The organism is Paraburkholderia fungorum (assembly GCF_003610895.1).
Classification (GTDB): Bacteria; Pseudomonadota; Gammaproteobacteria; order Burkholderiales; family Burkholderiaceae; genus Paraburkholderia; species Paraburkholderia fungorum_B.
Genome location: NZ_MCAS01000003.1, coordinates 190,256 through 215,670, shown reverse-complemented (window position 1 = coordinate 215,670; position 25,415 = coordinate 190,256). Strand labels below are relative to the sequence as shown.

Annotated in this window: 28 protein-coding genes; 11 read left to right on the top strand and 17 right to left on the bottom strand. The window is 60.3% G+C overall.

The annotated features are described in order from the left end of the window. Positions 1-51: 51 nt before the first annotated feature. Positions 52-387, bottom strand: a complete 336-nt coding sequence (locus BCY88_RS04975) for a MoaF-related domain-containing protein (RefSeq protein WP_120343176.1) — start codon at positions 385-387, stop codon at positions 52-54. Between the two features lie 325 nt (positions 388-712). Between BCY88_RS04975 and BCY88_RS04970 the strand changes: the two genes are divergently transcribed. Then, on the top strand, positions 713-1,030 hold the full coding sequence (locus BCY88_RS04970) for a DUF4148 domain-containing protein (RefSeq protein WP_120343175.1): 318 nt from the start codon (positions 713-715) through the stop codon (positions 1,028-1,030). A gap of 84 nt (positions 1,031-1,114) precedes the next feature. On the opposite strand, the gene BCY88_RS04965 is transcribed toward BCY88_RS04970, so the two are convergent. The 8 genes from BCY88_RS04965 to BCY88_RS04930 all read right to left on the bottom strand — a co-directional run bounded on the left by BCY88_RS04965 (position 1,115) and on the right by BCY88_RS04930 (position 6,862). After that, on the bottom strand, positions 1,115-1,450 hold the full coding sequence (locus BCY88_RS04965; RefSeq protein ID WP_120343174.1) for a cupin domain-containing protein: 336 nt from the start codon (positions 1,448-1,450) through the stop codon (positions 1,115-1,117). Beyond that, positions 1,447-2,424 carry a quinone oxidoreductase family protein gene (locus BCY88_RS04960; RefSeq protein WP_120343173.1) on the bottom strand — a complete coding sequence of 326 codons (978 nt, stop codon included), beginning with the start codon at positions 2,422-2,424 and terminating at the stop codon, positions 1,447-1,449. The genes BCY88_RS04965 and BCY88_RS04960 overlap by 4 nt, the downstream gene beginning before the upstream one ends. A gap of 11 nt (positions 2,425-2,435) precedes the next feature. Next, a complete protein-coding gene (locus BCY88_RS04955; RefSeq protein ID WP_120343172.1) occupies positions 2,436-2,972 on the bottom strand; it encodes a gamma carbonic anhydrase family protein in 537 nt (178 codons plus the stop codon). Then, positions 2,969-3,850 (bottom strand): beta-keto acid cleavage family enzyme, encoded by an 882-nt coding sequence (locus tag BCY88_RS04950; protein WP_120343171.1) that lies wholly within the window; start codon positions 3,848-3,850, stop codon positions 2,969-2,971. Before BCY88_RS04950 ends, BCY88_RS04955 begins: the two co-directional genes overlap by 4 nt. A 24-nt stretch (positions 3,851-3,874) precedes the next feature. Then, on the bottom strand, positions 3,875-4,624 hold the full coding sequence (locus tag BCY88_RS04945; RefSeq protein WP_120343170.1) for an SDR family NAD(P)-dependent oxidoreductase: 750 nt from the start codon (positions 4,622-4,624) through the stop codon (positions 3,875-3,877). Between the two features lie 14 nt (positions 4,625-4,638). After that, on the bottom strand, positions 4,639-5,553 hold the full coding sequence (locus BCY88_RS04940; protein ID WP_120343169.1) for a dioxygenase family protein: 915 nt from the start codon (positions 5,551-5,553) through the stop codon (positions 4,639-4,641). Positions 5,554-5,831: 278 nt separating this feature from the next. Continuing rightward, positions 5,832-6,134, bottom strand: a complete 303-nt coding sequence (locus BCY88_RS04935; RefSeq protein ID WP_120343168.1) for a DUF3331 domain-containing protein — start codon at positions 6,132-6,134, stop codon at positions 5,832-5,834. Positions 6,135-6,157: 23 nt separating this feature from the next. Beyond that, entirely contained in the window at positions 6,158-6,862 is a 705-nt protein-coding gene (locus BCY88_RS04930) for a response regulator transcription factor (protein WP_120343167.1), read from the bottom strand. A 289-nt stretch (positions 6,863-7,151) separates the two neighbouring features. Here BCY88_RS04930 and BCY88_RS04925 point away from each other — a divergent pair, with 289 nt between their 5' ends. After that, a complete protein-coding gene (locus BCY88_RS04925) occupies positions 7,152-7,598 on the top strand; it encodes a nuclear transport factor 2 family protein (RefSeq protein ID WP_120343166.1) in 447 nt (148 codons plus the stop codon). A 152-nt stretch (positions 7,599-7,750) separates the two neighbouring features. On the opposite strand, the gene BCY88_RS04920 is transcribed toward BCY88_RS04925, so the two are convergent. The 4 genes from BCY88_RS04920 to BCY88_RS04905 form a co-directional block, all read right to left on the bottom strand. Next, the gene (locus BCY88_RS04920) at positions 7,751-8,533 is read right to left on the bottom strand and encodes an alpha/beta fold hydrolase (RefSeq protein ID WP_120343165.1); all 783 of its coding nucleotides are present in this window, start codon (positions 8,531-8,533) and stop codon (positions 7,751-7,753) included. A gap of 238 nt (positions 8,534-8,771) precedes the next feature. Further along, positions 8,772-11,489, bottom strand: a complete 2,718-nt coding sequence (locus BCY88_RS04915) for an ATP-binding protein (protein WP_183081282.1) — start codon at positions 11,487-11,489, stop codon at positions 8,772-8,774. 493 nt (positions 11,490-11,982) lie between these two features. After that, positions 11,983-12,483, bottom strand: a complete 501-nt coding sequence (locus tag BCY88_RS04910; protein ID WP_120343163.1) for a MarR family winged helix-turn-helix transcriptional regulator — start codon at positions 12,481-12,483, stop codon at positions 11,983-11,985. A gap of 203 nt (positions 12,484-12,686) precedes the next feature. Continuing rightward, the gene (locus tag BCY88_RS04905) at positions 12,687-13,592 is read right to left on the bottom strand and encodes a LysR family transcriptional regulator (RefSeq protein WP_120343162.1); all 906 of its coding nucleotides are present in this window, start codon (positions 13,590-13,592) and stop codon (positions 12,687-12,689) included. 154 nt (positions 13,593-13,746) lie between these two features. Between BCY88_RS04905 and BCY88_RS04900 the strand changes: the two genes are divergently transcribed. From BCY88_RS04900 to BCY88_RS04860, 9 genes are all read left to right on the top strand, one after another. Further along, positions 13,747-14,709: a dioxygenase family protein gene (locus BCY88_RS04900; protein WP_120343161.1), complete on the top strand. Its 963-nt coding sequence runs from the start codon at positions 13,747-13,749 to the stop codon at positions 14,707-14,709. A 46-nt stretch (positions 14,710-14,755) separates the two neighbouring features. Beyond that, positions 14,756-14,971 carry a tautomerase family protein gene (locus BCY88_RS04895; protein WP_120343160.1) on the top strand — a complete coding sequence of 72 codons (216 nt, stop codon included), beginning with the start codon at positions 14,756-14,758 and terminating at the stop codon, positions 14,969-14,971. Positions 14,972-14,976: 5 nt separating this feature from the next. Then, positions 14,977-15,798 carry a 2-keto-4-pentenoate hydratase gene (locus BCY88_RS04890; protein WP_120343159.1) on the top strand — a complete coding sequence of 274 codons (822 nt, stop codon included), beginning with the start codon at positions 14,977-14,979 and terminating at the stop codon, positions 15,796-15,798. Beyond that, positions 15,798-16,565, top strand: coding sequence for a 2-keto-4-pentenoate hydratase (locus BCY88_RS04885; RefSeq protein ID WP_120343158.1), 768 nt, complete (start codon positions 15,798-15,800; stop codon positions 16,563-16,565). The genes BCY88_RS04890 and BCY88_RS04885 overlap by 1 nt, the downstream gene beginning before the upstream one ends. Positions 16,566-16,619: 54 nt before the next feature. Next, positions 16,620-17,579 (top strand): acetaldehyde dehydrogenase (acetylating), encoded by a 960-nt coding sequence (locus tag BCY88_RS04880; RefSeq protein WP_120343157.1) that lies wholly within the window; start codon positions 16,620-16,622, stop codon positions 17,577-17,579. Next, on the top strand, positions 17,579-18,619 hold the full coding sequence (gene dmpG, locus BCY88_RS04875; protein WP_120343156.1) for a 4-hydroxy-2-oxovalerate aldolase: 1,041 nt from the start codon (positions 17,579-17,581) through the stop codon (positions 18,617-18,619). The genes BCY88_RS04880 and dmpG overlap by 1 nt, the downstream gene beginning before the upstream one ends. A gap of 70 nt (positions 18,620-18,689) precedes the next feature. Then, positions 18,690-20,141 carry an aldehyde dehydrogenase gene (locus BCY88_RS04870; RefSeq protein ID WP_120343155.1) on the top strand — a complete coding sequence of 484 codons (1,452 nt, stop codon included), beginning with the start codon at positions 18,690-18,692 and terminating at the stop codon, positions 20,139-20,141. 86 nt (positions 20,142-20,227) lie between these two features. Next, positions 20,228-20,725, top strand: a complete 498-nt coding sequence (locus tag BCY88_RS04865) for a RidA family protein (protein ID WP_120343154.1) — start codon at positions 20,228-20,230, stop codon at positions 20,723-20,725. Positions 20,726-20,849: 124 nt separating this feature from the next. Then, a complete protein-coding gene (locus BCY88_RS04860) occupies positions 20,850-21,302 on the top strand; it encodes a DoxX family protein (RefSeq protein WP_183081281.1) in 453 nt (150 codons plus the stop codon). A 141-nt stretch (positions 21,303-21,443) separates the two neighbouring features. Here BCY88_RS04860 and BCY88_RS04855 read toward each other — a convergent pair whose 3' ends face one another. From BCY88_RS04855 to BCY88_RS04845, 4 genes are all read right to left on the bottom strand, one after another. Next, positions 21,444-22,598 (bottom strand): ABC transporter substrate-binding protein, encoded by a 1,155-nt coding sequence (locus BCY88_RS04855; RefSeq protein ID WP_120343152.1) that lies wholly within the window; start codon positions 22,596-22,598, stop codon positions 21,444-21,446. Positions 22,599-22,636: 38 nt separating this feature from the next. After that, positions 22,637-24,007 carry a DUF6351 family protein gene (locus BCY88_RS04850; protein WP_183081280.1) on the bottom strand — a complete coding sequence of 457 codons (1,371 nt, stop codon included), beginning with the start codon at positions 24,005-24,007 and terminating at the stop codon, positions 22,637-22,639. Between the two features lie 552 nt (positions 24,008-24,559). After that, a complete protein-coding gene (locus BCY88_RS40245) occupies positions 24,560-24,688 on the bottom strand; it encodes a hypothetical protein (protein WP_259461241.1) in 129 nt (42 codons plus the stop codon). A gap of 135 nt (positions 24,689-24,823) precedes the next feature. Next, positions 24,824-25,405, bottom strand: a complete 582-nt coding sequence (locus BCY88_RS04845; RefSeq protein ID WP_259461240.1) for a PaaI family thioesterase — start codon at positions 25,403-25,405, stop codon at positions 24,824-24,826. Positions 25,406-25,415 lie beyond the last annotated feature (10 nt).

Genomic DNA, 25,415 nt, shown 5'->3' with positions numbered 1-25,415 from the left:
GTGCATCAGACGGGCACCTTTTTTATAACGCCCCGGTTTTGTCCGGAGGTATTACGCGAGCTCGACAAGCGAGCCGAGCATTCGCACAAATTCGTGAGTTGCCGTTGTATAGAAGGCACGCGAAGTGCCGGCGGAAAAATCATCCAGATGCACCACGGTTCCCTTGTCCGCCTCTTGCCACGACAGAACATAGGTACCGTCTCCAACCTGGAGCGCTTCATACACCACTTCGGCGGTTGCGCCTTTGAACGGACCCTCCGTCACTTCATAACGCATCGTCTTTCCATCGTCTGCGTAAATATTGAGTGCAGTCAGATGGTCGCCGTAGCTGACGAGAAATGTTCTGCCTGCAAACGGCAGTGTTGTCGACGTATCCTGATTGCTCATGGAGTACTCATCCGGTTCGTGATGCCACAGTTAAAACATTCGGCGACAAGTCGACGGGCATGCACATTCCAGTGCACTACTGGCGACTTCGCCGCCATCGTAATGCATGGCGCGGCGGCATGATCGTCCAGAATGACGAACGCTGAATCCGCCCAAAGTGACCTCGCTGGCCAGCTATCCGCCTGTTGGGGATTGTCCCAATCCCTGGCATGATTCGTATTGACCCGCTGTTAGGCGTTCTGATGGATTGCGATCGGGTCGTCAGTATGTGAGACTTGATCTCGCCGCAATCATTTTTGGTTCCCGGCTTAAAACGGAGAAAAACATGACGTTATTGCAGACAAGGAAACTGTTGGTGTTGCTCGCATCAGGCATCTTGATGGCAGGTTCAGTCGCTCCCGCACTAGCCCAGTCTGGCGGCAGTTCCGCAACCGACAGCGCGCCCGCTTCAGCGTCTGCTACCAAGGCGCAACGAAAGGCGGAGCGAAAAGCGGCCCGCAAGCAGGCGCGTGCGAAGAACACGGCGGAACTGAAAAAACTGGAAAGCAACGGATATCAACCGGCTCAGAACGATCCGAACTACCCGCAGAACCTGCAAAACGCACAAAAGAAGGCAAATGCAGGACAGGCGGCGAGCCAATAGACCGGCGTGCAGGCGCGTTTAAGCCACGCGCCTGACTTCAGCGCCTGCACGAAGCACAGCGCGTGCTGACCACTGGCCGCAAATTCAAGCGAACGGCATGGCCAGCAATACGGATACGGGCGCGGAAGACCGATTGTGCAATGCGCGCCGCTCACCCGGCGCGAGCCGGCAAGAGTCGTGCGCGCGTAGCACCACCGTGCCCTCGTCTGTCTGCACGGTGAGCTCGCCCGCCAACACAACATAGTGCTTCTCGACTGCGGAAGCAGATAGCGTCGTGTAGCCACCAGGCTCGATAGTTGAAACGCCCATCCACAGCGATTCCGCCGGCCCCGCTTCGTGCCCCTGAAGCCTCACACAACGCATCAGGAAATGGTTGTCCGGGAAATACTCCGGCGCCGCATCAAAACGGGTAACGTTCATGGTTTAAGCAACACACGGTTGGTGCTGCCACGCAGCACGGCCTGATACGCAAGCGCGGCGTCGTCGAGCGAGAAGACCGATTCACGATCAATCGGAAATGGCTTCAACGCACCGCTTTCAAATGCAGGCAGCAACTGGTCCAGAATTTGCGCGTTATCAATGCAATCAAACGCAAGCGTGTCGACACCGACATACGTGTGTTGACCGCGATAGAACGAGAAGATGTCGAACGGTACTGCACGGTCGATCGTCGAAATGAAGATCTGCGTGCCGCGTGTTGCCAACGCCTTGTTAGCCTGCTCGAAATAGGGGCTGCCAACCGTGTTGTACACAATGTCGGCGCCATGGCCATCGGTCAACTCGCGAACAACCTCATCGATTTGCTGTGACGATGCGTCGATCATCGTGACCTCGCCGCTCGCATGGCCCTGATACGCCTGACGCGTACGCTCAACGCCGAACACTTTCGCGCCGGCCATGGTTGCGAGTTGGATGGCTGCTTGTCCGACTTTGCCATTCGCGCCGAGCACGAGGAGAACGTCACCCTTCTTGGCGCCGCCCGCGCGGCGCAATCCTTCAAACGCGGTGGTGAACGGCACGCCGATCGAACCCGCCTCCTCCATCGTCAGACTTGCCGGTTTCACACGCACGCCGGTGGTAGGTACGATGAGATAGTGTCCGTGCGATCCGTTTCGCCGAATACCCAGTTCGCCGCCGATCCCCCACACCTCCTTGCCTACGAGATCCGCCGGCCCTTCGAGCACAACGCCCGCATATTCGCGGCCCGGCGTGCGTGGCCACACGGCATGCGGCATCGCGCCAAGTACGGCCTTGACATCGCTCGGATTGACGCCGGCGCTGACAACCTGCACCAGGCACTCATCCGAACCGACATCCGGCTTCGGTTGGGTCGCAATATTGAGCTCAAGCGAATCGACATTGGCGCTCGGCGCCGTGACACGGACTGCCTTCATTTCGAAATTTCCTAAAAAGTCAGAGTAACAAATTGAGCGCTTCTGTAGCGCTCCGCGAGCGCCACATAACGTGCGCTAGCCGTAACCATTCCTTCGCGCTCCTGATCGGTCAGCGTGCGCAGAAGACGTGCGGGATTGCCAGCCCACAATTCCCCCGGCCCTACCACCTTGCGCGGCGACAATACGGCGCCAGCGGCAAGCATGCCGCCCGAGCGCACAACGGCACCGTCCAACACCCGTGCTCCGAAGCCGACAAAGCCACTGTCTTCGATCGTGCACGCATGCAGAATCGCCCCGTGGCCGACAGTGACGTCATTTCCCACGATGGCAGGCAGGCCGTTAGTGGTGCCATGAATAATCGTGCCGTCCTGAATGTTGGTCCGGCTGCCGATCACGATCTTCTGCACATCACCGCGCAACACGCAGTTGAACCAGATGGACGCCTGCGCTCCGACGCTTACGTCTCCGATCAGCTTGGTGCCTTGCGCGACGTAAGCACTCGGGTCCAGCGACGGCGCAGCTGTCGCGGATGAAAGCGCCGCGTTCATCGGTTCAGCCCCAACAGATCGCGCGCCTCCCGAGCCGAAGCCAGTTCGCCGCCGAGTGAAAGCACAATGTCGCGTGCGCGCTCGACTAGCGCCGCATTGCTTTCGGCGAGGACGCCCTTCGAGATATAGATGTTGTCCTCAAGACCAACACGCACGTGACCACCCGCGAGCCACGCCTGGGCAACAATCGGGAATTCGAAACGGCCAACGCCAAACGCTGCCCAGGTCGCACCGGCCGGCAGCAGACTACGCGCGTACAGCAGCGTTTCCGGTGACGCAGCAAAGCCATATTTCACGCCCATCACGAAGGTCCACAGACCGGGGCCATCCAGCACGCCGGACTTCATCAGATCCAACGCGAGGTGCATGTCGCCGGAATCGAAAATTTCAATTTCCGGCTTGACGCCGGCTTCGCGGATAACGGCCGCCATACGCGTCACGTTCTTCGGCGTGTTGATGACAACGTCGCCGCCGGAGTTCATCGTGTTGAGGTCCAGGCTGCAGATGTCGGGGCGCAGCACGAGGATATGCTCGACGCGATCTTCCGGCCGCATCAATGTCGTGCCGGCAGCAGCAACCCGTGGCTCGTCGTCGCTGGGGATGAAGCGGCCGCCCGGGCCCGTGGTCAGGTTGATGATGAGATCCGTGTTGACCGCGCGGATGCGTTCAATCACTTCACGATAAAGTGCGATGTCCATCGACGGGCGCCCCGTCTTCGGGTCCCGTACGTGAATATGGACGACCGCCGCGCCGGCGCGTGCCGCGTCGAGCGATGCGGTCGCGATCTGCTCCGGCGTAACCGGCAGGCCCGGGTGCTGCTCGGGTTTCGTCAGATTGCCGGTCACCGCGCAGGTGATGATGGTCTTGCGTGCGTGCATTTCGTTTCCTTAAACTGGGTCAGGCTAGTTCAGCCGCCGGCCGCCGTCGACAACAAGCGTGACGCCGGTGGTGAACGTCAGGTGTGTGGCACACGCCTCAACTGCGGCGGCAATATCGTCGGGTGTGCCGATGCGGCCAAGTGGCGTGGTCGCCGCGACCTTGTCGTTGAAATCCGCGCCACGTCCTGGCACAAAGGACGTATCGACCACACCGGGCGATACGTTGACCACGCGAATGTGCGGTGCAAGTGCGCGGCCCAGCGAGGCGGCCATGATGTCCAGCCCGGCTTTTGCGGCACAGTACGCAATGTTGCTGCCGATACCCGTGGTCGCCGAGATCGACGACACATTGACGACCAGTCCGTCGCCCGAGGCAGCAAGCAATTCGCGAAACGCACGGATGACCGCGAACTGACCACGCCAGTTGACCTTGAACATGTCGTCGATCAGTTCGTCCGTCAGCGCGTCGAGGTCTGCGTGCGTGACCGGTTTCGTAAAGCCCGCGGCGTTAACCACGATGTCGGCGCGGCCGTAGCGGTCACGAACAGTTTGTGCGAGCGCGTTCAGCGTGTCGCTTTCGGTGATCGACGCGAGCGCCGCACTGTGTCCCTCGCCTGGCAGACCGCTGGCGAAGCTTCGCGCACCGTCGAGATCGTGCTGACTCACCACGACTACGCGAGCACCCACCCGAGCAAGACGCTGTGAGACGGCCATACCGATACCGCCTGTGCCACCCAGAACGATTGCCACTTTTTCATCGAGAACGTTAGACATGCGACTGATCCTTGTTATTTGATGGGCGGCGTGGGGTACGTCGGTACGCCTTCCGCCAGCACAAAGTCATATTCGAGCGTGTAGTACGCCTCATTCATATCCGGCCTCGGGCCCGTGCCTGCCTCATGGCGCTCGAATCTGCCGACGAGATCGCGGGTTACGCCGAACACGACATCTGAGTCGAGATATTCGGCGTCGTCGGCAAAGATCTGCGAAATGAGCGTTGAGTAACCCTCGGCAATCACAACAAAATGGAGGTGGGCCGGCCGATACGGATGGCGATTCTGTTCGCGCAACAGAACACCGACGGGCCCATGAGTCGGCACCGGATAGCCTGCCGGCCTTACGCTCCTGAAATGAAACGCACCGTTTTCGTCGGTGAAGAAATGGCCTCGCAGATTCATCTCGGGCTGTTCCGGGTCCTGGTTCTCATACAGGCCCACAGGCGAGGCCTGCCAGACGTCGACCATCGCGTTACGCACCGGTTCGTGGCGGATGTTGCGCACCTGCCCGTGAACAAAGAGCGGCGAACCCGGTGCATGACCCTGCACCAGGGATTCCCCCAGTTCGTAGCGGGGTGAGCCACCGCGATAGAACGGACCCAACAACGCGCCGCCCGTGCGGTCGTCATGCGCCGAATTGTTCAGCGCCTTGACGAGCGTGGAGAAGCCAAGCACGTCGGCCAGAAGCACGACTTCGTTGTGGCTGTCCGTACAGGTGAGCCCTACTTGTCTGACGAAATCCAGACCCTGCTCGAATTCTTCGTCAGTCAGTCTGATCTGCTTAAGAAACGCATGGCCATGCTCAACCAGCGCGCCCACGATTTCCTTAAGACGCGGGTTATCGGTGTTGCTCATCGCCGCGAGGACGATCTGGGTAACCGATTCGGCGTCGGTGACGATACTGCTGCGCTTTGTGACATCTGGCATGCTCGATCTCCTATGCAATCGATTGCATAATATAGCGAAGAAACGGACTTGTCAAAGCGGGATGTGTTACGTCCGATGCCGTCTAATTCGGCATTTTTACCCTATTTATCGCGGATCTCATCCATGCATCCGTTTGCATCATAGTGGATTAAGCTCGCCACAGAAGGCGGCTGCGCGGGTGACGTTCGCGGCGCCGGAGAATCAGGAATTGGTCACCTGCAAGATCGATCAACTCCTTCGTGGTCAACGACTCCGCAGGCAAACGATCTTCGGCGGCGTTACCAGATTTCATCGGTACGCGGGTTTTCGAGCACCTTCGCGATCTGATCTACCCGGATCTGCACGTCCGCATTGGATGGCGGGGGACGTCCGGCCGGTTTGAAGACCCGGTCGCCGCGCCGGATCAGCGTGCCGGACAATGCGCACTTGCCGATGCACCTCGCAAATGCGACCGACCATCTCTGCTCGCCGTAATGACAGCGCCCCGGCTCCAGCCAGCGCACCCACAGGTGCTCATCGTCACAGTCCAGTATCGAGACTTCCGCCTCCAGTCCCACCAAACGACGTCGAATGAAAGTCATGGAACCTCCTTGCGATCGGTTAGCTAGGCATAGCTGGGAGAAGGGAGCGAGGAGCGCAGCCAGGCCGATGCCTGAAGGTGCGGCTTTTTTATTCCCGACGATACGTCCGGGAGGTCGACGAGTCCGCGCTCTGTCGCGATGCGCGCCGCCTCGGTTCGGCAACTGGCATCGAGCTTGGACATGATCGATTTGACGTGGGCCTTCACGGTCCCGACCGCGATCTCCAGGTCACACGCAATCGACTTGTTGCATTGACCCATGCTCAGAAGCCGGAGCACCTCGCCTTCCCGGCTCGTCAGCGCGTCGCGCCCGGAGATTTGGGCTAGCTGCTGCGCGAGTGGCGGGCACAGGTAGATGCCACCGCGCCCAAGCGCCCGGACGCCCGCAAGGAGGTCGCACACAGGGGAACTGGTCAGCACGAAGCCGTGAATTCCCTGCTCCAGGGCACTGCGTACCGCATGCTCGCGGACCTGATCGGAAATGGCGAGGATGCGGGCATATTGAAGGCCCGGGCAGAGTTCGACACGCTGGCTATCTTCCGCAATCCTCGCCGCCGTCGAGCTTTCCGCCACCACAACATCGACACTCCGATCAACAGCAATGTAAGTTTCATTGAGGACCTCGATGTCAGGCACATCCGCAAGGGATGCGCGAACACCGGCCTGTAGCAGCGGCGCCGCAATGGACACGAGTACCGTGACCCGGCGCGCGGTTTGATGCTGACTCATTTCACCCTCTCCGGTTATGGCAAGTGACTTCGCCGTGCCTTAATCTTTGTCGAGGAAAGGAGATAGAGCGAGTTATCCGTTGTTGAGTCTTGCGAGGCCCGCGCAAACGCCAGAACCCTCACCGCTCGTGCCGTGCCGTATCGGACAAGGCTGGAAGCGCCGCACGGCCGCTCAGGCCGACAGGGTTCTGTTAGGAATAGGTCTCGGGGCATAGATGCGCTTTGACTTGAACCGGGGCGCGCTAACCAGGCATAACAATCCATAGCGTCCGTTTTGTCCGGATTGGTCCATGATGGCCATGTGTATTACTGGGCAGATCATGATGCAGCCTAATCAAGCTTCGAAGACCTGGCAGGAAACTGCCGGCAACGTGGTGGTTTCCTTCGTGGAGGCGGTGAACGCCTTTGACGCGGATAAACTCGCCGATCTCTTTGCGCAGGACGCGCACGTGAACGATCAGTTGCGCGACTTCTGGGGAATCGACGCGATCGGCAACTGGATTCGCGAAGAGATCGTCGGCATGCATTTCAGCATGGACGTGTTGCACGCCCGGAGGCATTTCGACGACCTGATATTGTCAGCCAAGGTCGCCGGGGATTTCGATAGCACAGGCCTGCCTGATCCCATGATCCTGAGCTTTATCTTCTACGTTCATACGGGAAAAATAGCGCGGCTTATCATTTTGCTGACTAGAACAGAGGAAGCGGAGCCTGACATCCGGAAGGCATCGCGATAGCTCGCGAATGGCGCGCAGCAATCTGACCGCGCTTGGTATGGCGTTTGGTGAAGTGTTCGGCACGGCATTCGGCACGACGGCACTAACGCTCGCAACCAACCGCCACGCAGGCCGGAAACGGCACGCTAGCCATGCTAGCGTGCCTGTCATGCTTACTTTGCCGAAGTGGCGGCCTTCTCGATGAGTGCCGCAACATCTGCCGGCCTCGACTCGTACACCGCATGGCTGCCCGGCGATTCCACGATGACGGCACCGGCGCGCTGGGCCATGGCACGCTGAGCGTCTGGCGGAATCATCCTGTCCTGGGTGGTCAGCAAATACCAGCTCGGCTTTGCGTGCCAGGCCGCCGTGGTGACGTCACCCCCCAGCGCATTCACTCCCCAGGGCACCTGAGCACTCGCGAGAAACGCGGCACGTGCAGGTTCCACATCACCTGCGAATGCCTGGGCGAACTTCGCTTTGTCCAGCATCAGAAAGCCGTTGACCGGCGGCAGAATCGGCGGAATTGCGGCGCCAGGAGGCGGATTGGCAATCAGTTTTTGAACAGATTCACCGCTATCCGGTGCAAACGCCGCGATGTAGACGAGGCGCGCAACTTTCGGGTCGTTGCCGGCCTCCGTGATGACCGCGCCACCGTACGAGTGTCCCACCAGAATAACCGGGCCATCTTGCGCGTCGATCACCGCTTTCGTCGTCGCCACGTCATCAGCGAGTGAGACGGTGGCGTTCTGCACGATGCTGACGTTATAACCCTTGGCCTTCAGGAGCTTGAATACGGGTTCCCACCCACCACCGTCGACGAAACCGCCGTGGACCAGCACCACATTCTTGACGGGTTGCGCTGCAGCGCTTTGCTCCACAACACCGAGAGTCGACGAGCCAATGGTCAGCAGACCAACCAGGGCGCGCCAGGAGGAGAAAGATTTGAGTTTCATTTTGTTCCTCATCTATAAAGGGTGATGGACGTGCATGGCCTCACGAATCAGTTCCGGCCGAGGGGCCAATCGCACATCTACAGTTTGGTGGAATGAGGAACGGTATTCATCGCCCAGATGGAATAGGTCTTTTGGCATAGGCCGCGGGGTGACCTTGACCTCGTCTTTAACCTTGAACTGCGCGTGCAGAGACAGCACGTCCCTCTACGTGCGATCCGTACCCGTTCGTTGAAGCGATCTAGGCGAGCAGGCTTCGCGCCAAAGAAAGGTCTACTGACGTTTCGTCGCCGGCGTCCTCCACGAGCGGACGAAGCAAGCGGTGGGCATCTTCGCGTCGCCCTGCGCCAATCAGATGCTGGGCAAGCGCGACCGCGGCCTGAACCTCCCCTGACTTCACCCCTTGCGAACGGGAAAGTTCGATAGACGCCAGATAGGTTTTCTCGGACTCCTCTGCCCGGCCTGCCGCCGCGAGACAATGCCCTCGAATAGCCAGAAGCCCCGGCATGCGGAGGAAATCACCGCAGGTCCGGATGAGTGTCTCGACCTCATCGCACATTGCAAGCGCAGCAGAATGCAGCGACATGTCGGAAAGCCCGCGCGCCAGGATGCCCATTGAAAGGCTCGTCACCATCTCGTAGCGGCACTGATGGAGTACCTCCACCGCTTTTCGAATCAGCTCGACGCCTTCAGCGGGTCGACGTCTGGCGATCAGCAACTGCCCATGCGTGATGCGTGCAACTGCGAGATATGGTGTGAGCGAATGTTGCCTCGCAACGCGCTCGACCGTATTGGCGATCTCCTCCAGGCGCTCGGCATTTCGAGCCCAGACATGCACTGAACCGGCCCAGATGAGCGCGATGCAATAGGTCACCACGTGGCCCGATTCGCGCGCCTTTTCGATGGTTTCTTCGGCAACGGCGATAGCCCTTGAATAGTGCCCGGTGAGCCACAGACTACGCGCGAGACCACACAGCGCCCGAATATGGAAGTCAAAACCGAGCGTTGACGTCGTACTGGGCGACGCCCCCCCGCTCTGAGCGAAGCATTGCTCCCAGTGCCGCATCGCCTCTCTCACATCGCCCACGAGGTGGAGCGCCACACCCATGAGGGAGGCGACGATGGCGTGCGACTCCGGATCATCGAGTTCGGACAAAAGCGACTGTGTCTTGCGAGCGGTCGCGAGGGCTTCCGTATACCGTCCATCCCGATGCAGCAGGACCACGTAGCCGTTGAGAAGATGCAAGGTGCTCCGGAAATCGCCCAACTGTTCCGCCACGTCGATGCCGCGGCGGTACGCTGCTTCAGCTTCAACGCCGCCACCCTTCGAAAACATCAGCGATTGACCCAGCGCCTCCTGCAGCCGCATTTCCACATGCGATCCGACCACCGCCGGTGGCATGCGCGAGAGCGCAGCCTGAGCCCAACGAGCGCATTCAGCCACTTTCGACAATTGAAGGAGCAGCAAACAGAATGAGGCAGCAAACCCGACAGCATCCGCGCCAGTTTCACTACCCTGGAAAAGCCATTCCAGCGCTGCCCGCAGGTTAGCCAGTTCCGGCGCCACGAGGTCCCGCGCATTCCTGTCCGGGTTTCCGGTTTCGTATTGCTGCGCCCAGGCTTTGAAGTAGGCTGCGAAGCGCTGCGAAATGGACGTTTCTTCACCGGTAAGGCATAGCTTCTTCCAGCAGTAGGACCGTGTCGTATCCAGCATCCCGTAACGAAGCGTTGCTTCGCCTGCATCCACCGTGACCAGCGACTTCGACACCAGACCCGCAATCAACTCGATAGCCAGAGATTTGTCGTAGTCAAAGCAGCAGACCTCGATCGCCGCATCGAGAGAAAACGTTCCGGCGAATACCGAGAGCCGGCACAGAACGCGCTTCTCCTCGTCGGACAGCAGGTTAAAGCTCCAGTCGAGTGTCGCTCCCAGTGTTTGCTGGCGCGGAACTGCGGTACGCCTGCCGTGCCACATCAGGCGAACACTGGCATCGAAGTGACACGTAAGCGCCTCGAGGCCTAAAGCCTCGACACGGCCGGCTGCCAGTTCAATGGCGAGCGCAATGCCGTCCAGTTCGCGGCACAACTGTGAGGCCAACGGCGCATCACTGTCCTTGAGCTCGAAGCTCGAACAGCTTGCGACCGCGCGGTCCACGAACAGCCTGACCGCCGGGTAGGCAAGTGCCTCTTCGGCGGTCATTCCTGCGCCTTCCGGCGGGAATGCCAAAGGCTGCAGGCGATAGACAAGCTCACCCTCGGCGCGCAGCGGCTCGCGAGTGGTGGCGAGAATGTGAACATTGGGGCAGTTGCGAATCAGCACCTCGGCAAGCTCCGCCGCGCCGGTGATGACATGCTCGCAACAGTCCAGAACGATCAGCGTGGTGCGGTCGGCCAGATGGGTGGCCACAGCCGGCAAGTCGTCCGAACGATTCTGCAACCCGACCGCGCTTGCTACGGACGAGCGCACGAGCTCCGTCTCCGAGATGGACGACAGGTCGATAAAGTGCACGTCGCCGCCGAATTGCCGGGCTACGGTCTGGGCGCATGCTATTGCGACGGTGGTTTTACCGATGCCACCGGGCCCGACGATCGAGACAAGGCGCCGCTGCAGGAGGTTCGCGACGAGCACCTCGACCTCTTCGTCACGCCCGACTACCGCAGTTGACGGCGCCGGCACCGATTTGAAGGTGTTGACAGAGGCAGCGCGAACTGGCGCGCTCAGCTCCAGGCGCTCGACCGGAGCAACGAACGTGTAACCCTTGCTGGTCGTGTTGATGATGTAGCGGCTGCCCCCCTCCCCCTCCCCAAGCGCCCTGCGGATGGCGACCATGTGGAAGCGCAGGCTGCCCTCTTCCACGAGCACATTCGGCCAGACGCGAGCGATCAGATCTTTCTTGCTGACGGTTTCGCCGGCGGAATCGACAAGTGCGATAAGCAGGTCGAGGGCGCGCCCGCCCAAGCGGACAGGTACACCATGCCGCTCCAGGAGGCGCTCCGTGGGCGATAAGGTGAACGGGCCAAACGAAGCGCGCCATTCGGTACGACGTCTTGGCTCTTGGTACATGGCAGAAAAAACGAGTGTCCCACAGCGATTTGCCGCCGACGTGCACTGCGCCCGTATCCATCCGGACGGTCATCACCGGCGTCATCATGGTTTCGATCAACAGCCTACACCAGACGCAGCGATGGCACGTCTCACGTACCCGAGCGATCCCGTTGACATGGTGGTCGCGCGCCCCTGGTTTCCAGTACTTCGACATGCAGAAAAGCGCGGTATGCAGGCACTTCCCGTTTTCGTCGCCGCGGACTATATCATATGCTTTATTGCATACAATGCGCCGGCAAACATACTTCTGCCAATACTTTTAGTACTTTACGCTATCGCCAATACTGACGCGCTTATTGTCCAATGGGTTGGATTCTGCGTTCACTCTGAGCCCTGCGGCACGCCATCAACTCTGACGGCGTAAGCGGGGCTTACGTGGAGCGTCTCCGTGTTCTGCCTCAGAGGGAATCAGGTATGGCTCAAGCTCCACCAGTATTTCCTGGAATTTTATGCGCAGTTCTTTGGGTACTTGCGCCATCAGTTGCGCATAAGCCTCTGTGGTGACCTGGCGCATCGCTTCTATCTTTTTCAGACCGTCAGGTGTCAGTTCGACACACTTCTGCCTGCGATCCCCGGCGGCCTCACGGCGGTCGACCAGGCCCTCCCGATACAATCCGTCGACCATGCGGCTGGCCGCGGCATGGCTCAAGCCCGTTGTCCCGGCAATTTCGGCAATGGTCTGCGAATCATGATGATTGAGGTGGAACAGGGATATGACGCGCGCAAAGGTCACGTCGCCGGTCAACATCGTCGACGCATGGTGAAACACCCGCGAGGCGACCATGCCATGCAGGAGTTCGAGTTTGCGCCCGATGCCGGTTGCACTACCTTTTGTACGTCTATCCATTTCCAGAAAATACCTGTGTGTGGCTGTTGAATCCCGAAGGCAGCCCGAAAACTTCGCATTCCGCCGCTCTTCGATATACGGAAAAACCCTTTAACCTTGATTTTCGCAGATATTCGTATGTAATACTTCAGTAGATGCGCCTGTGCATCTTATACAGATTACTCTTCCTTGCACGTCGGCATATTTATAGTTCGCCACGCTGCCTAGTATTCGATCTCGCCGCGCCTTGAGCGGGAGCATTTGACGAGCGCGAGGAATGCCTGCAAGACAGCAGACGAATCTCCACGCCGATAAAGGCAACTCAATTCGATCTGCTTGAGCGTTGGTGATTTCAAACGCTTGTACACCACGCCGGGAAGGCGAAGGTTTGCGGCTGATTCAGTTGTCACGCATATGCCGAACCGGCTGGCAACCAGCGCGATACAGGTCACCACATCCTCGACCTCCTGCTCGATGTTCAGGTTGCACCCTTCCATGCGAAATGCAGCGGCTACTTCCTGCGCCAGTCCGTAGACGGGCGCGTTGGGATAGAGAATCATCGGCTGGTCATGCAGATCTTTTAGCGTGATGATTTTCCTGGAGCACAGCGGATGCCCTTCGTAGAGCGCGACGAGGAATGGTTCTCGCTGTACCCAATCCACTGCGATATCGGGTTCATCCGGTACGAGCCGGTTGAAACCAATCGTGATACGCCGTTCCCGAAGGGCCACGATCTGTTCGGCCTTCGACATATTGTGCAGACCGATCTTGACGTTCGGGCGCTGCGTGTGAAATTCGGCAAGCAACCTGGGAATGACGTTCAGCACACCCGAGCTGAAAATGCCGACGTCGAGCCTCCCGCTCAACCCCTGCCCCGCCAGTCTGGCCAGATCGGCAGCACGCCTCGACAGCCCGAGTATGTTGGGAACCTCGGCCAGCAGCGCCTTGCCCGCCTCCGTCAATTCCGTGCCTTTGGGCGAACGCACGAATAGCGCCGTGCCAAGCTCTTCTTCGAGCGCATGGATGTTGCGCGTGAGCGGAGGCTGTGTGATGTGAAGACGCTCGGCAGCCCGGCCGAAGTTGAGTTCTTCGGCCAGCGCAAGAAAGTAGCGCATCTGTTTCAGTTCCATGATTTCGCTCCCCTGCGCCCACCGCCGTCGGGCATATGGCTCATACCGTTCCGGTATCGATTTCTCCAAATATAGCATTGGACTGGTTAGCGTCGCGCACGCACCATTGATGCCAGCAAGACGTCCATGACCCGATGCCGACAGGAGGCAGCACGTGATCATTAGCAATCAACAGGAAGTGACCGCCGCGGTACTTTCGGAGCTGGCCCGTTCGACGAATCCCCGCTTTCGCGAAATCATGTCGGCCGCAGTGCGGCATCTGCATGGATTCGCACGTGAGACGCGGCTGACCGAGGCGGAGTTTCACCAGGCATGTGCCGTGATTGCGCGGCTCGGCCAACTGAGTACGGCATCTCACAACGAAGTTGTCCTGATCGCGGGCTCGCTCGGCCTCTCTTCGCTGGTTTGCCTGCTCAATAACGGCGATAGCGGACAGACCGACACCACCGCCAATCTGATGGGACCATTCTGGCGCATGGACTCGCCACACACTGCAAACGGCGCGTCGATCGTGCGCAGCCCGACGCCCGGTGCGCCGATCTTCGTGAATGCCTGGGTGCGCGATCGGCATGGGCGTCCGGTTGAAGGCGCGGAAGTCGACGTATGGCACACCTCGGCCGACGGTTTTTATGAAAATCAGGACCCGCAGCAAGCCGATATGAACCTGCGGGGCAAGTTCACGACCGACGCGAACGGTCATATCGCATTTCGCAGCGTAAAACCGGCCGGCTATCCGATTCCCGTCTCGGGTCCCGTCGGTGACCTGTTGCGCCTGCAGGGACGCCATAACATGCGGCCGGCGCACATCCACTTCATGATCTACAAGCCCGGTTTCAAGACCCAGTTCTCGCAGGTGTATTCAAGCGACGATCCGAATCTCGACACCGACGTGCAGTTCGGCGTGACACGTGCGCTGGTAGGACAGTACGTGCTGCACGATGGCGAGAAGGCGCCGGTCAACGACGTCAAGGGACCGTGGTACTCGCTGGACCACAACTTCGTCATCGAACCCGGAGAGGCGAAATTGCCCAAGCCGCCCATTACGGGCAAGGCAGACGGCGCGCGTCCCGAGCAGATCATCCTCGAGCGGAACGCATCGCCCGCGCACAACAGTTAAGGCCACGCCGGTCTCGATCATCTGACACCAGGAGAGTATTCAAGCCATGCCCATCGTACACATTGCACTCGTCGAAGGACGGGACGACGAAGCCGTCAAGGCCTGCATCAAGGCCGTCGCCAGAACCGTTCACGAAACGCTCGGTGCGCCGCTCGCCACGATTCGCGTCTATGCGACGTCGACCCCGGCCGCTCACTGGGCCGTTGGCGATCAAACCAAGGACGAACTCGCCGAGGTTCGTCAGCCCGGCACCCGGGAGTAAGCGCCATGACGCCACAACAGATCGAACAGGCAGCGCACGCGCTTGCCGATGCGGAGCATAGCGGCATTTACATCGCGCCGCCTCGCGAAACCTACGACGGCATAAGCATCGAAGAGGCTTATGCGATTCAGCGGATCAATACGGAACGGCGTATCGAATCGGGTGGCCGTCTGGTGGGTTGCAAGATCGGCCTGACGTCGGTTGCCGTGCAGAAACAGCTGGGCGTCGACCAGCCCGACTTCGGCATGCTGTTTGACGACATGGGCTACGGCGATGGCGAACCGATCTCCATGTCGCGGCTCACGCAGCCGAAGATCGAAGCGGAGATCGCGTTCGTGATCGGCCGCGATTTAACGACGTCGAATCCGACGCTGCACGAAGTGATGAACGCAATCGACTACGCTCTGCCCGCTCTTGAGATCGTCGGCAGCCGGATCGCGAACTGGAATATCCGTATCGCGGACACGATTGCCGACAACGCATCGTCCTCGGCTTATGTGCTTGGCACGTCGCCGCGCAAGCTATCCGAATTCGATGTGCGCCTGTGCGGCATGGTGATGGAACGGCGCGGCGAACCGGTATCCGTGGGCGCGGGTGCGGCATGCCTCGGTAATCCGCTGAATGCGGTCGTATGGCTCGCCCGCAAGATGGTGGAAATCGGCACACCGTTACGCGCGGGCGATCTGGTGTTGTCGGGCGCGCTGGGTCCGATGGTCACGGTTGCGGCGGGCGACATTTTTCAGACGCGCATCCACGGCCTCGGCTCGGTGCGGGCAGTGTTCGAATCTGACATATCGGACATATCAGACGGTAAGGAGGCACGCTGATGAACCACCTCACGGAGTACGCAAGCTTGCTCGACAAGGCGGCGAGCAACGCGAAAGACGTCGCGCAGTTCGACCCCGAAGGCCGGTTGTCGCTCGACGATGCCTATGAAATCCAGTCGCAATCGATCCACCTGCGTCTTGCACGTGGCGAACGGCGAGTCGGCGTAAAGATGGGCTTCACGAGCCGCGCGAAGATGATTCAGATGGGGCTGTCCGATGTGATCTGGGGCCGGCTGACGAGCAGCATGCAGATCGAGGAAGGCAGCGTGGTCGAGTTTTCCCGTTTCGTGCGCCCGCGTGTCGAACCGGAAATCGCGTTCGTGCTGAAGCACGCCCTGAACGGCGACGTGACCGGCCCGCAGGCTCTCGCAGCAGTGGAAGCGATCGCGCCGGCGCTGGAGATCATCGATTCGCGCTATCGGGATTTCAGGTTTTCGCTGCCCGAGGTCATCGCGGATAACGCGTCGTCAAGCGGCTTTGTGATTGGCGCGTGGCAACGCCCGTCGCTCGATTTCAGCAATCTCGGCCTCACGCTCAACCTCGATGGCCGCGTCGCCCAGGTGGGGTCGACCGCCGCGCTGCTGGGCCATCCGCTGCGCTCGCTGGTCGCCGCAGCGCGCCTGTCGGCTGCCGCGGGCGAACCGCTGCAGGCGGGTTGGATCGTGATGGCGGGCGGCGCCACCTCCGCCGAATGGATTGCGCCCGGGCAGTATGTCTCGGTCGAAATGGACCAGCTCGGCAGCGCGGGTTTCCACGTCAAGGGGTAACGCCGTGCCGATTTGTGTGAGCGAGATTCTCGAAGCTGTCAGCCGGGAGGCGAGATGAGTGACAAGGTAAAGGTAGCGATTATCGGGCCGGGCAATATTGGCACCGATCTGATGATCAAGGTGATGCGCAACAGCCGGCAACTCGAAATGGGCGCAATGGTCGGCGTCGATCCGAACTCCGACGGCCTGGCTCGCGCGCAACGCATGGGCGTGGCGACGACCTCGGACGGAATCGACGGACTGCTTGAGCTCGAGGTGTTCAGGGACATCGACATCGTATTCGACGCGACGTCGGCAGGCGCGCACCGCAAACATAACGATATCCTGCAGCAACATGGCGTGCAGGTGATCGATCTGACGCCGGCTGCAATCGGGCCTTATGTGATTCCCGCAATCAATCTCGAGGATGAGAACGCGGCGAACATGAACATGGTCACCTGCGGTGGCCAGGCAACCATTCCGGTGGTGGCCGCCGTGTCGCGGGTCGCGAAAGTGCATTACGCCGAGATCGTCGCGTCGATCAGCAGTAAATCGGCTGGCCCGGGAACGCGCGCGAATATCGACGAGTTCACCGAAACGACACGCAGCGCGATCGAACAACTGGGTGGTGCGACGCGCGGCAAGGCCATCATCGTCCTCAATCCCGCCGAGCCGCCGCTCATCATGCGCGATACCGTCTTTGTTCTATCGGACGTGGTCGATGCGGGCAAGGTCGAGCAAAGCATCGACGCGATGGTGAAACGCGTGCAGGCCTACGTGCCCGGCTATCGCCTGAAGCAGAAAGTGCAGTTCGACCTGATCCCGCAGGACAAGCCGCTCAACGTGCCCGGACTCGGCCCGCAGCACGGTCTGAAAACATCCGTGTTTCTCGAGGTCGAAGGGGCGGCGCACTACTTGCCTTCGTACGCCGGCAATCTGGACATCATGACGTCGGCCGCGCTTGCGTGCGGCGACATGATGGCGCGGCGCAGGGTAGCGGCGGGCATTGCGCGTGGACACAAGGAGGTGACCTGATGAATTCCGGTGATAAAAAACTCTACATTTCCGACGTGACGTTGCGCGACGGCAGTCATGCGATCCGCCATCAATACAGTATCGAGAACGTGAAGGCGATCGCCGCCGCGCTCGACCGGGCTGGCGTGGACAGCATGGAAGTCGCGCACGGCGACGGCCTCGAGGGCTCCAGCTTCAACTATGGCTTCGGCGCGCATTCGGATGTTGCGTGGATCGAAGCGGCGCGGCAAAGCGCGGCACGCGCCAAAATCGCCACGCTTCTGATTCCCGGAATCGGCACGATTCACGATTTGCGCAATGCGTTCGACGCAGGCGCCACCGTAGTGCGGGTCGCAACGCACTGCACGGAGGCCGACGTCTCGCGCCAGCATCTGGAGTACGCGCGCAACATCGGCATGGATGCGGTGGGTTTTCTGATGATGAGCCACATGACCACACCCCGGAAGCTTGCCGAACAGGCGAAGCTGATGGAGAGTTACGGCGCAAGTTGCGTGTATGTCGTCGATTCGGGTGGCGCGCTGGGCATGAACGATGTGCGAGACCGCTTCCGTGCCTTTAAAGACGTGCTCAAACCGGATACGCAAACGGGCATTCACGCGCATCACAACCTGAGCCTTGGCGTCGCCAATTCGATCGTCGCTGTCGAAGAAGGGTGCGACCGGATCGACGCCAGCCTGGCGGGGATGGGTGCGGGTGCCGGCAATGCGCCGCTTGAAGTATTTATCGCGGCCGCGGAACGTCTCGGCTGGCATCACGGCTGCGATCTCTACCGCTTGATGGACGCTGCCGACGATCTCGTCAGACCCCTGCAGGACCGGCCCGTACGCGTCGATCGTGAAACGCTCGCGCTCGGTTATGCCGGTGTCTACTCGAGTTTCCTTCGCCATGCGGAAGTGGCGGCGAACAAGTATGGCCTGAAAACCGTCGACATTCTTGTCGAACTCGGCCGCCGGAAAATGGTGGGGGGCCAGGAAGACATGATCGTCGACGTCGCTCTGGATCTGCTCAAACAAGTACCGCATGAGCAGGCTCGTGCCTAACCCGTGATCAGCGATGCCGGTTGCTGACACGATGCATCGCTATCCATAGAACCTCCCAGGAGATTGTGAAATGAGCACTATCGACATGTTGATCGGCGGCCGCAAAGTCCAGGCCGCGGACGGCGCCGCCTTCGAGCGCCGCAATCCGCTGGACGGCGAGGTGGCCACGCGCGCGCCGGCCGCCAAGGCTGCCGATGCGAGAGCGGCGGCCGACGCGGCGGCAGCGGCCTTCCCCATCTGGTCCGCGATGGGCCCCGGCGAACGCCGCGCGCTATTGCTCAAAGCCGCCCAGGCGCTGGAAGCCAAAGCACCGGCGTTGATCGACGCCATGGCGCGCGAAACCGGCGCCTCGTCGGTCTGGGCCGAGTTCAACGCGCATCTGGGCGCCGGCATGCTGGTCGAGGCGGCTTCGCTTACCACCCAGATCAACGGTGAGGTGATCCCCTCCGATATTCCCGGCAACCTCGCGCTTGCCGTACGCGTACCCGCCGGTGTGGTGCTGGGCATCGCGCCATGGAACGCGCCCGTGATTCTGGCAGTACGCGCGATCGCCACGCCGCTGGCCTGCGGTAACACGGTCATCCTCAAGGGCGCCGAAATGAGCCCGCATACCCAGGGTCTCGTGATCGAGGCACTGCATGAAGCCGGCCTGCCCCCGGGCGTGGTCAACTTCATCACCAACGCGCCGGAGGATGCCGGCGAAGTGGTCGAGGCCATCGTGTCCCACCCCGCCGTCAAACGCGTCAACTTCACCGGCTCCACACGCGTGGGCCAACTGATCGCCCAAACCTGCGCCCGATATCTGAAGCCGGTGATTCTGGAACTGGGCGGCAAGGCGCCGCTGCTGGTACTGGACGATGCCGATCTTGACGTGGCCGTTGCCGGTACGGCCTTCGGGTCCTTTGTCAACTCGGGCCAGGTCTGCATGTCGACCGAGCGCATTGTGGTGGACGAAAAGATCGCCAACGATTTCGTCGATCGTCTCGTGGCCAAGGCCCGTAGCTTGCCGCTGGGCGATCCGCGCAAGGGACCGGTGGTGCTGGGCTCGGTGGTCGACACCCGTACCGTGCAGCACGCCAACGAACTGATCGAGGACGCCCTGGCCAAGGGGGCCACGCTGCTGTGCGGCGGCAAATCCGAAACCACGCTGATGCCCGCCACGTTGCTGGACCATGTCACGCCCGGGATGCGTATCTACCGCGAGGAAAGTTTCGCCCCGGTCAAAGGTATCGTGCGCGTAAAGGGTGACGAGGAAGCCATCGCCGTTGCCAACGACAATGAGTTCGGTCTTTCTTCGGCGGTTTTCAGCCGCGACACAGCACGCGCGTGGAACGTGGCAATGCGCATCGAGTCGGGCATTTGCCATATCAACGGCCCTACCGTGCACGACGAAGCGCAGATGCCCTTCGGCGGCGTCAAGAACTCGGGTTCCGGTCATTTCGGCGGCCGCGCGGGGATCGACGCCTTCACACAATTGCGGTGGATCACCGTTCAGACCACGCCGCGTCAATACCCGTTCTGATCCACGCACGGAGTTCACGGCGATCCTGTCTCATCGCCGTGACAATCGAATTCGATTCGAACACATTTAACTTAGGAGTCTAAATTATGCCTTCGAAAAGTATCCCCGCAATCGCGCTAATACTTGCGCTCGGAACGTCGCTGGTTTCGCTGCCCCAGCTCGCCCACTCCAAACAACGGGTCGAACTTACCGACTACCAGAAACAGTGGGGTTTCTCGCCTCTCGTCGTCACCAAAGGCGGCGAGGTTGTCTGGCTCGGCGGACACACGACCACGACGGATGAGAACGGCAAAGACATTTCCTACGACTTCAAGGCGCAGGTACGCCAGATCTTCAGGAATATCGATGCCGATTTGCACCGCGTAGGCGGCAGCGTGTCGGACCTCGTTTCGATCACCGTTTACGTGAACGATCCGCGCATGAATCAAACCGAGGCGGAAGTCATTAAAGAAGTCTTCAAGGACGGTCCGTATCCCGGCTCCGCACTTCTGACGATCTCCAATTTTGCGCGTCCCGGGATCGTTGTCGAGGTTCAGGGGATCGCGGTCATCAATGACGAACTGAACCGGCCACCCGCGAAGTAAGCGTGGCACGGACGTGACACAACGAAAGTGGGCGCACGCCCGATTTGCAGTTCAGCCTTGTTGTTCAATCCTGCTTTTCAACCAACGCACGCGAAATACCGCGCGCGCAAGAATGGAGACCGCCATGACTTCGCAACCAACGTTCCTCGCTAACCAGAAAGATGTTTCCCTGCTTCTATCCCGTATCCTGCTCGTGATCCTGTTCCTGCTGTTCGGGTGGGAGAAACTGGTGGATTATTCCGGCGCCGTGCATCTCATGAGCATGGAAGGCGCCCCCTTGCCAGCCGTGTCCGCACTGGTGGCGATCGTCATGGAGTTCTTCGTCGGCATCGCCTTGCTGGTCGGTTTCCAGACCCGGCCGCTTGCGCTGCTGCTCGCGGTTTATACGATTGGCACGGCGATAATCGGCCATCACTACTGGTCGTCGCCGTCTGCCGAGCGGTTCAATATGATGATCCATTTCTACAAGAACCTCTCGATCGTGGGCGGATTGCTCGCACTGTACGCAGCGGGGCCGGGCCGCTACTCGGTCGATGAGGGACTGACGCGGCGCAGCGAAACGCGCAGCGCCGCGTAGATTGGGCGTTGATGCAGTGTGGCGGGAGGATCTATCCGAGCGCGAACGAGACGGCCGTCCCTAAAGGCATCACCTGCCAGCCTGAAAAAGACGCCGCGCCGTCGCGCCCCCTGTCTTAACCGTCCCGCGCCGATACACGGCTCAGTCGTTGCGCAGCTTCCATCGCCCGTCGACGATCTCGACGATGACTCTCGCTCTCCGATCAAGACCATTGTGATCGGCTTTGGTCGTATTCATGACGCCATGAGACAGGGGTAAGTCCTTCACATTCTCGAGCGCCGCGCGCAACGCTTCGCGAAACTCGGGGGTGCCAGGCTGGGCCTTTTTCAGGGCCTCCGGAATCGCCCGCTGCAACATCTGACCGGCATCCCACGCATGTCCGCCGAATGTCGCCACCGAGCCCACTCCGTACGCTTTCTCATAAGCGGCCTTGTAGGCAAGCGATGACTGCTTGACCGGATTCGAATCGGACAACTGGTCCGCAACGAGGATAGGTCCAGCAGGCAACAACTCACCCTCACAATCCTTGCCGCATACACGCAGGAAGTCGTTATTCGCTACCCCGTGCGTCTGGTAGATAAGGCCCTTGTAGCCGCGCTCCTTCAGTGTTTTGGCGGGCAGCGCCGCCGGCGTCCCCGCGCCGGCCACCAGCACGGCGTCCGGTGACGCCGCCATTGTCTTCAGTACCTGACCGGTCACCGACGAATCCGTCCGGTTAAAGCGCTCATTCGCGACGATCTTAAGATGATGAGCCGCTGCCGCCGCGCTGAATACGCTATACCAGCCATCACCGTAGGCGTCCGCAAAGCCGATGTAGCCCACGGTATGCACACCGTGGGCTTCCATATAGCCGGCGATGGCGTCTGCCATCAGACTGTCGTTCTGCGGCGTCTTGAACACCCACGCGCGCTTCGCATCCATTGGCGAGATAATCGCCGCCGAAGCGGCGAGCGAAATCATCGGCGTGTGCCCCTCGGACACGGTATCGATCATCGCGAGGGAGTTCGGTGTGACCGTTGAACCGACAATCGCGTCGACGTGCTCTTCGTCGATCAGCTTGCGGGCGTTCTGTACAGCACGGCTCGTGTCGGATGCGTCATCGAGCACGATGTACTGGACGCTCTTGCCGCCGATCTCCCTCGGCAGCAATGCGATCGTGTTCTTCTCCGGTACACCGAGCGACGCTGCCGGCCCCGTGGTCGACAGCGTCACACCTATCTTGATCTGCGCCTGCGCCGCGGCCGAAAAGAACAACGTGGTCGCGAGCAGGCTCAGCATTGAGCTAGCGAGTTTCATAGGATTGCCCCGTTTTATTGGCAGGTATTCACGCATGTCTAGCTTGCGGCACAGGTGTAGCTGGCCGCGGCGCTCACGCTGCCAGAGCCTGAATAGTGCGGCACGCTCGGGTACGGGCAGTCCGGCAGGGTCGACGTCACGTTGCCGTTGGTATCGAATTTCGTCAGTAGCAACTGCCCAGGTGCGGTACCCTGCTCGACCCACGCGATCATGGCCCCGAGATAGTCTGTCTGATCAGGACCGTTGCCACCGAGTACATGACCCACCCCCGGCTCGATATAGAAGCGTGCATTGCCTCCAGCGGACCCGGCGAGCTGTACGACGGTTTGCCAGTTGCGCAGATGGTCGCGCGGCGAAATCAGCGGATCGGCCCCGCCGTTGAACGAGATCAGTTTTTTGCCGGCCATCAGATACTGCGCGATGGCTTGCAGGTTGTGATCCGCTCCCACGTTTTGCAGCCCTGCGGCAATGACCGGATACGACGTGTCGACGTTGAAGTTCGCTTGCAGACTGCCTGGTACCGTGGCGGGCAGCAACCAGTTCGCGTTGCCTGTTGCAATCGCCGCGAAGCCGCCGCCCAGGCCGCCATATGAACCGACCCCGAACATGGAGCCGAAGTCGGCCCAGTTGTACCCGGAAAACAGCAACTGACCGCTGCTTGTCGATAGTGGCGCGACTAGCCGCTGCACGGTTTGCAACTGCGCGGGCGAAAGGCAGGTTGCCGCCGGTGCGCCAGACGCACCACACTGCAAGGTCGACGGATCGAAGGTACAGGCAGCAGGATTCAGGATCACGCCGTTGGCGTTGCCGCATTGCGCGACCGCTGCGGAATACGTCGCGGTCCATTGCGCACTTGAGGGCATGGCAGCGGAACCGGCAAGCGTCGCCGTATTCAGCATCGCCGTTACCTGGGTTCCCATGTTCATGCTCTCGTCGCCGGCAATGATGCCGTCGTAATCCCCCGGCTGGTTCTGGGCCGCAAGATAGCCTTCACGGCCACCGTTCGACGCACCGTTGAAGTACGTGTATTTCGGCGCAGACCCATAAAAGGCGGTAATCACGGCTTTGGCGAAATGAACCGTGATACCCGTCGATGCATACGCGTAATCCTTCTCCGCCGTTGCGTTCGTCAGCAGATCAGCCGGATTACCGGTGCGGTTCCCGCCATTCGAAGCGGTATAGGCAATCCCGCGCGCCAGTGGCTTGATGAGCGGGAACTGTGCGGATGTCGCTTCGACGGTTGGGATGCTGCCGTCGAAACCACCGCCGCCCTGCTGGAGCAGCCGATTCGACCAGTTGTCGGGAAGATCGACCTCGATGTCGAGCGTGGTGTTGGCGGCGCCCGTTGCACTGACCTTGCAATAACCCGGGTTGCCACCTGCGGCGGCTATGCGTGAAGTTGCCGTCACAGTAATGCCATTAAACTGCTGGCCGTTTATCTTCGTGCACAGCGCTGCATAGTTGACTGGCGTCGGCGACGCCACATTGTCCGAACTGCCACAGCCCGAAAGCGCCGGGACGCACCCGCCCACAGCCAGTGCGATGACGAGTCGCCTGGCACTGCATTCAATCCAGCTCTTCACGTTGGTATCTCCAGATATAGGTGTCGTATTTATTGCCGTCGTGGCCGGAGAATCGGGTTCTTCGCTTTCGTCGGCACGAGCAGGATCGCTGCCCGGCGACGGGAAGTAGATGGGTAATCTAAAGGAACACATCCGCCTGATCGATCGAGCCAGATATTAATAAACCGTCCGGTCGTTCAATCAATGTGTGTAACGTTAGGATCGTTTCGGCGCGCCGCCAAGCGGGGTTAACCCGCTTGAAGGGCGAAATATGCGATTACGCGGCGAATAGCCTTACCAGGCTTACCTGAAGAATGCTTATACACAAGTACCACCTTGACGCAGTATATGTGTCTATGCATGTAATTGAGGGAACCTGTCCGGCAGAGAGCCGGAGTCTCACGCGGCCTGAACGCCGCGAAATATCTTGCCGACCGTAACAATGCCGCTTCCTATACCGGCGCCTGCCTTAATAAAGAACATGTCTTCCACATGCGGGAAGTTCTGGCGATCTTCGTAGATCGTCATCAGGTTCACGCCGCTTTGACATGGATTCATGCGTCAAAGCACGGGAGCAGCCGGCCGAACGCGGCTCACTGCACGCCTACCCGTCGTTGCCCACACCCTCAGCACCAACACAATCATTTTCACCGGCCTAAGCGCTCAGCGTCCGTGGGCATGTTCGCCCCGCAGCGTCATCACTGCGCTGGCGATGCTCGCCACGACCTTGCCGTCTTCCCGCTGAATGTCGCACTGGTAATGGCTAATCGTCCTGCCCTGATGCGCAACCCGGGCATGGGCGCGCAGCCGGGATTGCCAGACCGGCCGCAGGAAGGTTGCTTTCAGGTCAATGCTGGTGAAGGTTTCGCCGATCTCCATCAGGGTCGAATGCGCCGTGCCGATGGCGGCATCGGCCAACTCGCACAGCAAGCCGCCGTGGACCGTGCCCTGCTGGTTACCGTGCCTATCGGCGTCGGTGTCAATTTCGACGACAGCCGAGGCTTTCCCGATCTCAACAATGCGAAACCCTAACAGGCGGGAAATCGCCGTGGGGTAATGCATGTGCGTAACGTCGTCGGCTGTCAGCCGGCCATCCAGTTGACGTTGCAGGTATTCCAGCACGGGCAAACGGTGAGGCAGGCTATCGGTCACATCGACTCCCATCAAGCGTTCGGGCACACTCAAGGCCCCGAATGGATCATCTGGTTCGATCGGAAAGATAATCCCGTACACTAGGACGATCAAAAAATTGTCC

Coding starts and splice junctions, on each gene's coding strand:
- BCY88_RS04975 (WP_120343176.1), bottom strand. CDS start 387: ATGAGCAATCAGGATACGTCGACAACACTGCCGTTTGCAGGCAGAACA.
- BCY88_RS04970 (WP_120343175.1), top strand. CDS start 713: ATGACGTTATTGCAGACAAGGAAACTGTTGGTGTTGCTCGCATCAGGC.
- BCY88_RS04965 (WP_120343174.1), bottom strand. CDS start 1,450: ATGAACGTTACCCGTTTTGATGCGGCGCCGGAGTATTTCCCGGACAAC.
- BCY88_RS04960 (WP_120343173.1), bottom strand. CDS start 2,424: ATGAAGGCAGTCCGTGTCACGGCGCCGAGCGCCAATGTCGATTCGCTT.
- BCY88_RS04955 (WP_120343172.1), bottom strand. CDS start 2,972: ATGAACGCGGCGCTTTCATCCGCGACAGCTGCGCCGTCGCTGGACCCG.
- BCY88_RS04950 (WP_120343171.1), bottom strand. CDS start 3,850: ATGCACGCACGCAAGACCATCATCACCTGCGCGGTGACCGGCAATCTG.
- BCY88_RS04945 (WP_120343170.1), bottom strand. CDS start 4,624: ATGTCTAACGTTCTCGATGAAAAAGTGGCAATCGTTCTGGGTGGCACA.
- BCY88_RS04940 (WP_120343169.1), bottom strand. CDS start 5,553: ATGCCAGATGTCACAAAGCGCAGCAGTATCGTCACCGACGCCGAATCG.
- BCY88_RS04935 (WP_120343168.1), bottom strand. CDS start 6,134: ATGACTTTCATTCGACGTCGTTTGGTGGGACTGGAGGCGGAAGTCTCG.
- BCY88_RS04930 (WP_120343167.1), bottom strand. CDS start 6,862: ATGAGTCAGCATCAAACCGCGCGCCGGGTCACGGTACTCGTGTCCATT.
- BCY88_RS04925 (WP_120343166.1), top strand. CDS start 7,152: ATGATGGCCATGTGTATTACTGGGCAGATCATGATGCAGCCTAATCAA.
- BCY88_RS04920 (WP_120343165.1), bottom strand. CDS start 8,533: ATGAAACTCAAATCTTTCTCCTCCTGGCGCGCCCTGGTTGGTCTGCTG.
- BCY88_RS04910 (WP_120343163.1), bottom strand. CDS start 12,483: ATGGATAGACGTACAAAAGGTAGTGCAACCGGCATCGGGCGCAAACTC.
- BCY88_RS04905 (WP_120343162.1), bottom strand. CDS start 13,592: ATGGAACTGAAACAGATGCGCTACTTTCTTGCGCTGGCCGAAGAACTC.
- BCY88_RS04895 (WP_120343160.1), top strand. CDS start 14,756: ATGCCCATCGTACACATTGCACTCGTCGAAGGACGGGACGACGAAGCC.
- BCY88_RS04890 (WP_120343159.1), top strand. CDS start 14,977: ATGACGCCACAACAGATCGAACAGGCAGCGCACGCGCTTGCCGATGCG.
- BCY88_RS04885 (WP_120343158.1), top strand. CDS start 15,798: ATGAACCACCTCACGGAGTACGCAAGCTTGCTCGACAAGGCGGCGAGC.
- BCY88_RS04880 (WP_120343157.1), top strand. CDS start 16,620: ATGAGTGACAAGGTAAAGGTAGCGATTATCGGGCCGGGCAATATTGGC.
- dmpG (WP_120343156.1), top strand. CDS start 17,579: ATGAATTCCGGTGATAAAAAACTCTACATTTCCGACGTGACGTTGCGC.
- BCY88_RS04870 (WP_120343155.1), top strand. CDS start 18,690: ATGAGCACTATCGACATGTTGATCGGCGGCCGCAAAGTCCAGGCCGCG.
- BCY88_RS04865 (WP_120343154.1), top strand. CDS start 20,228: ATGCCTTCGAAAAGTATCCCCGCAATCGCGCTAATACTTGCGCTCGGA.
- BCY88_RS04860 (WP_183081281.1), top strand. CDS start 20,850: ATGACTTCGCAACCAACGTTCCTCGCTAACCAGAAAGATGTTTCCCTG.
- BCY88_RS04855 (WP_120343152.1), bottom strand. CDS start 22,598: ATGAAACTCGCTAGCTCAATGCTGAGCCTGCTCGCGACCACGTTGTTC.
- BCY88_RS40245 (WP_259461241.1), bottom strand. CDS start 24,688: ATGACGATCTACGAAGATCGCCAGAACTTCCCGCATGTGGAAGACATG.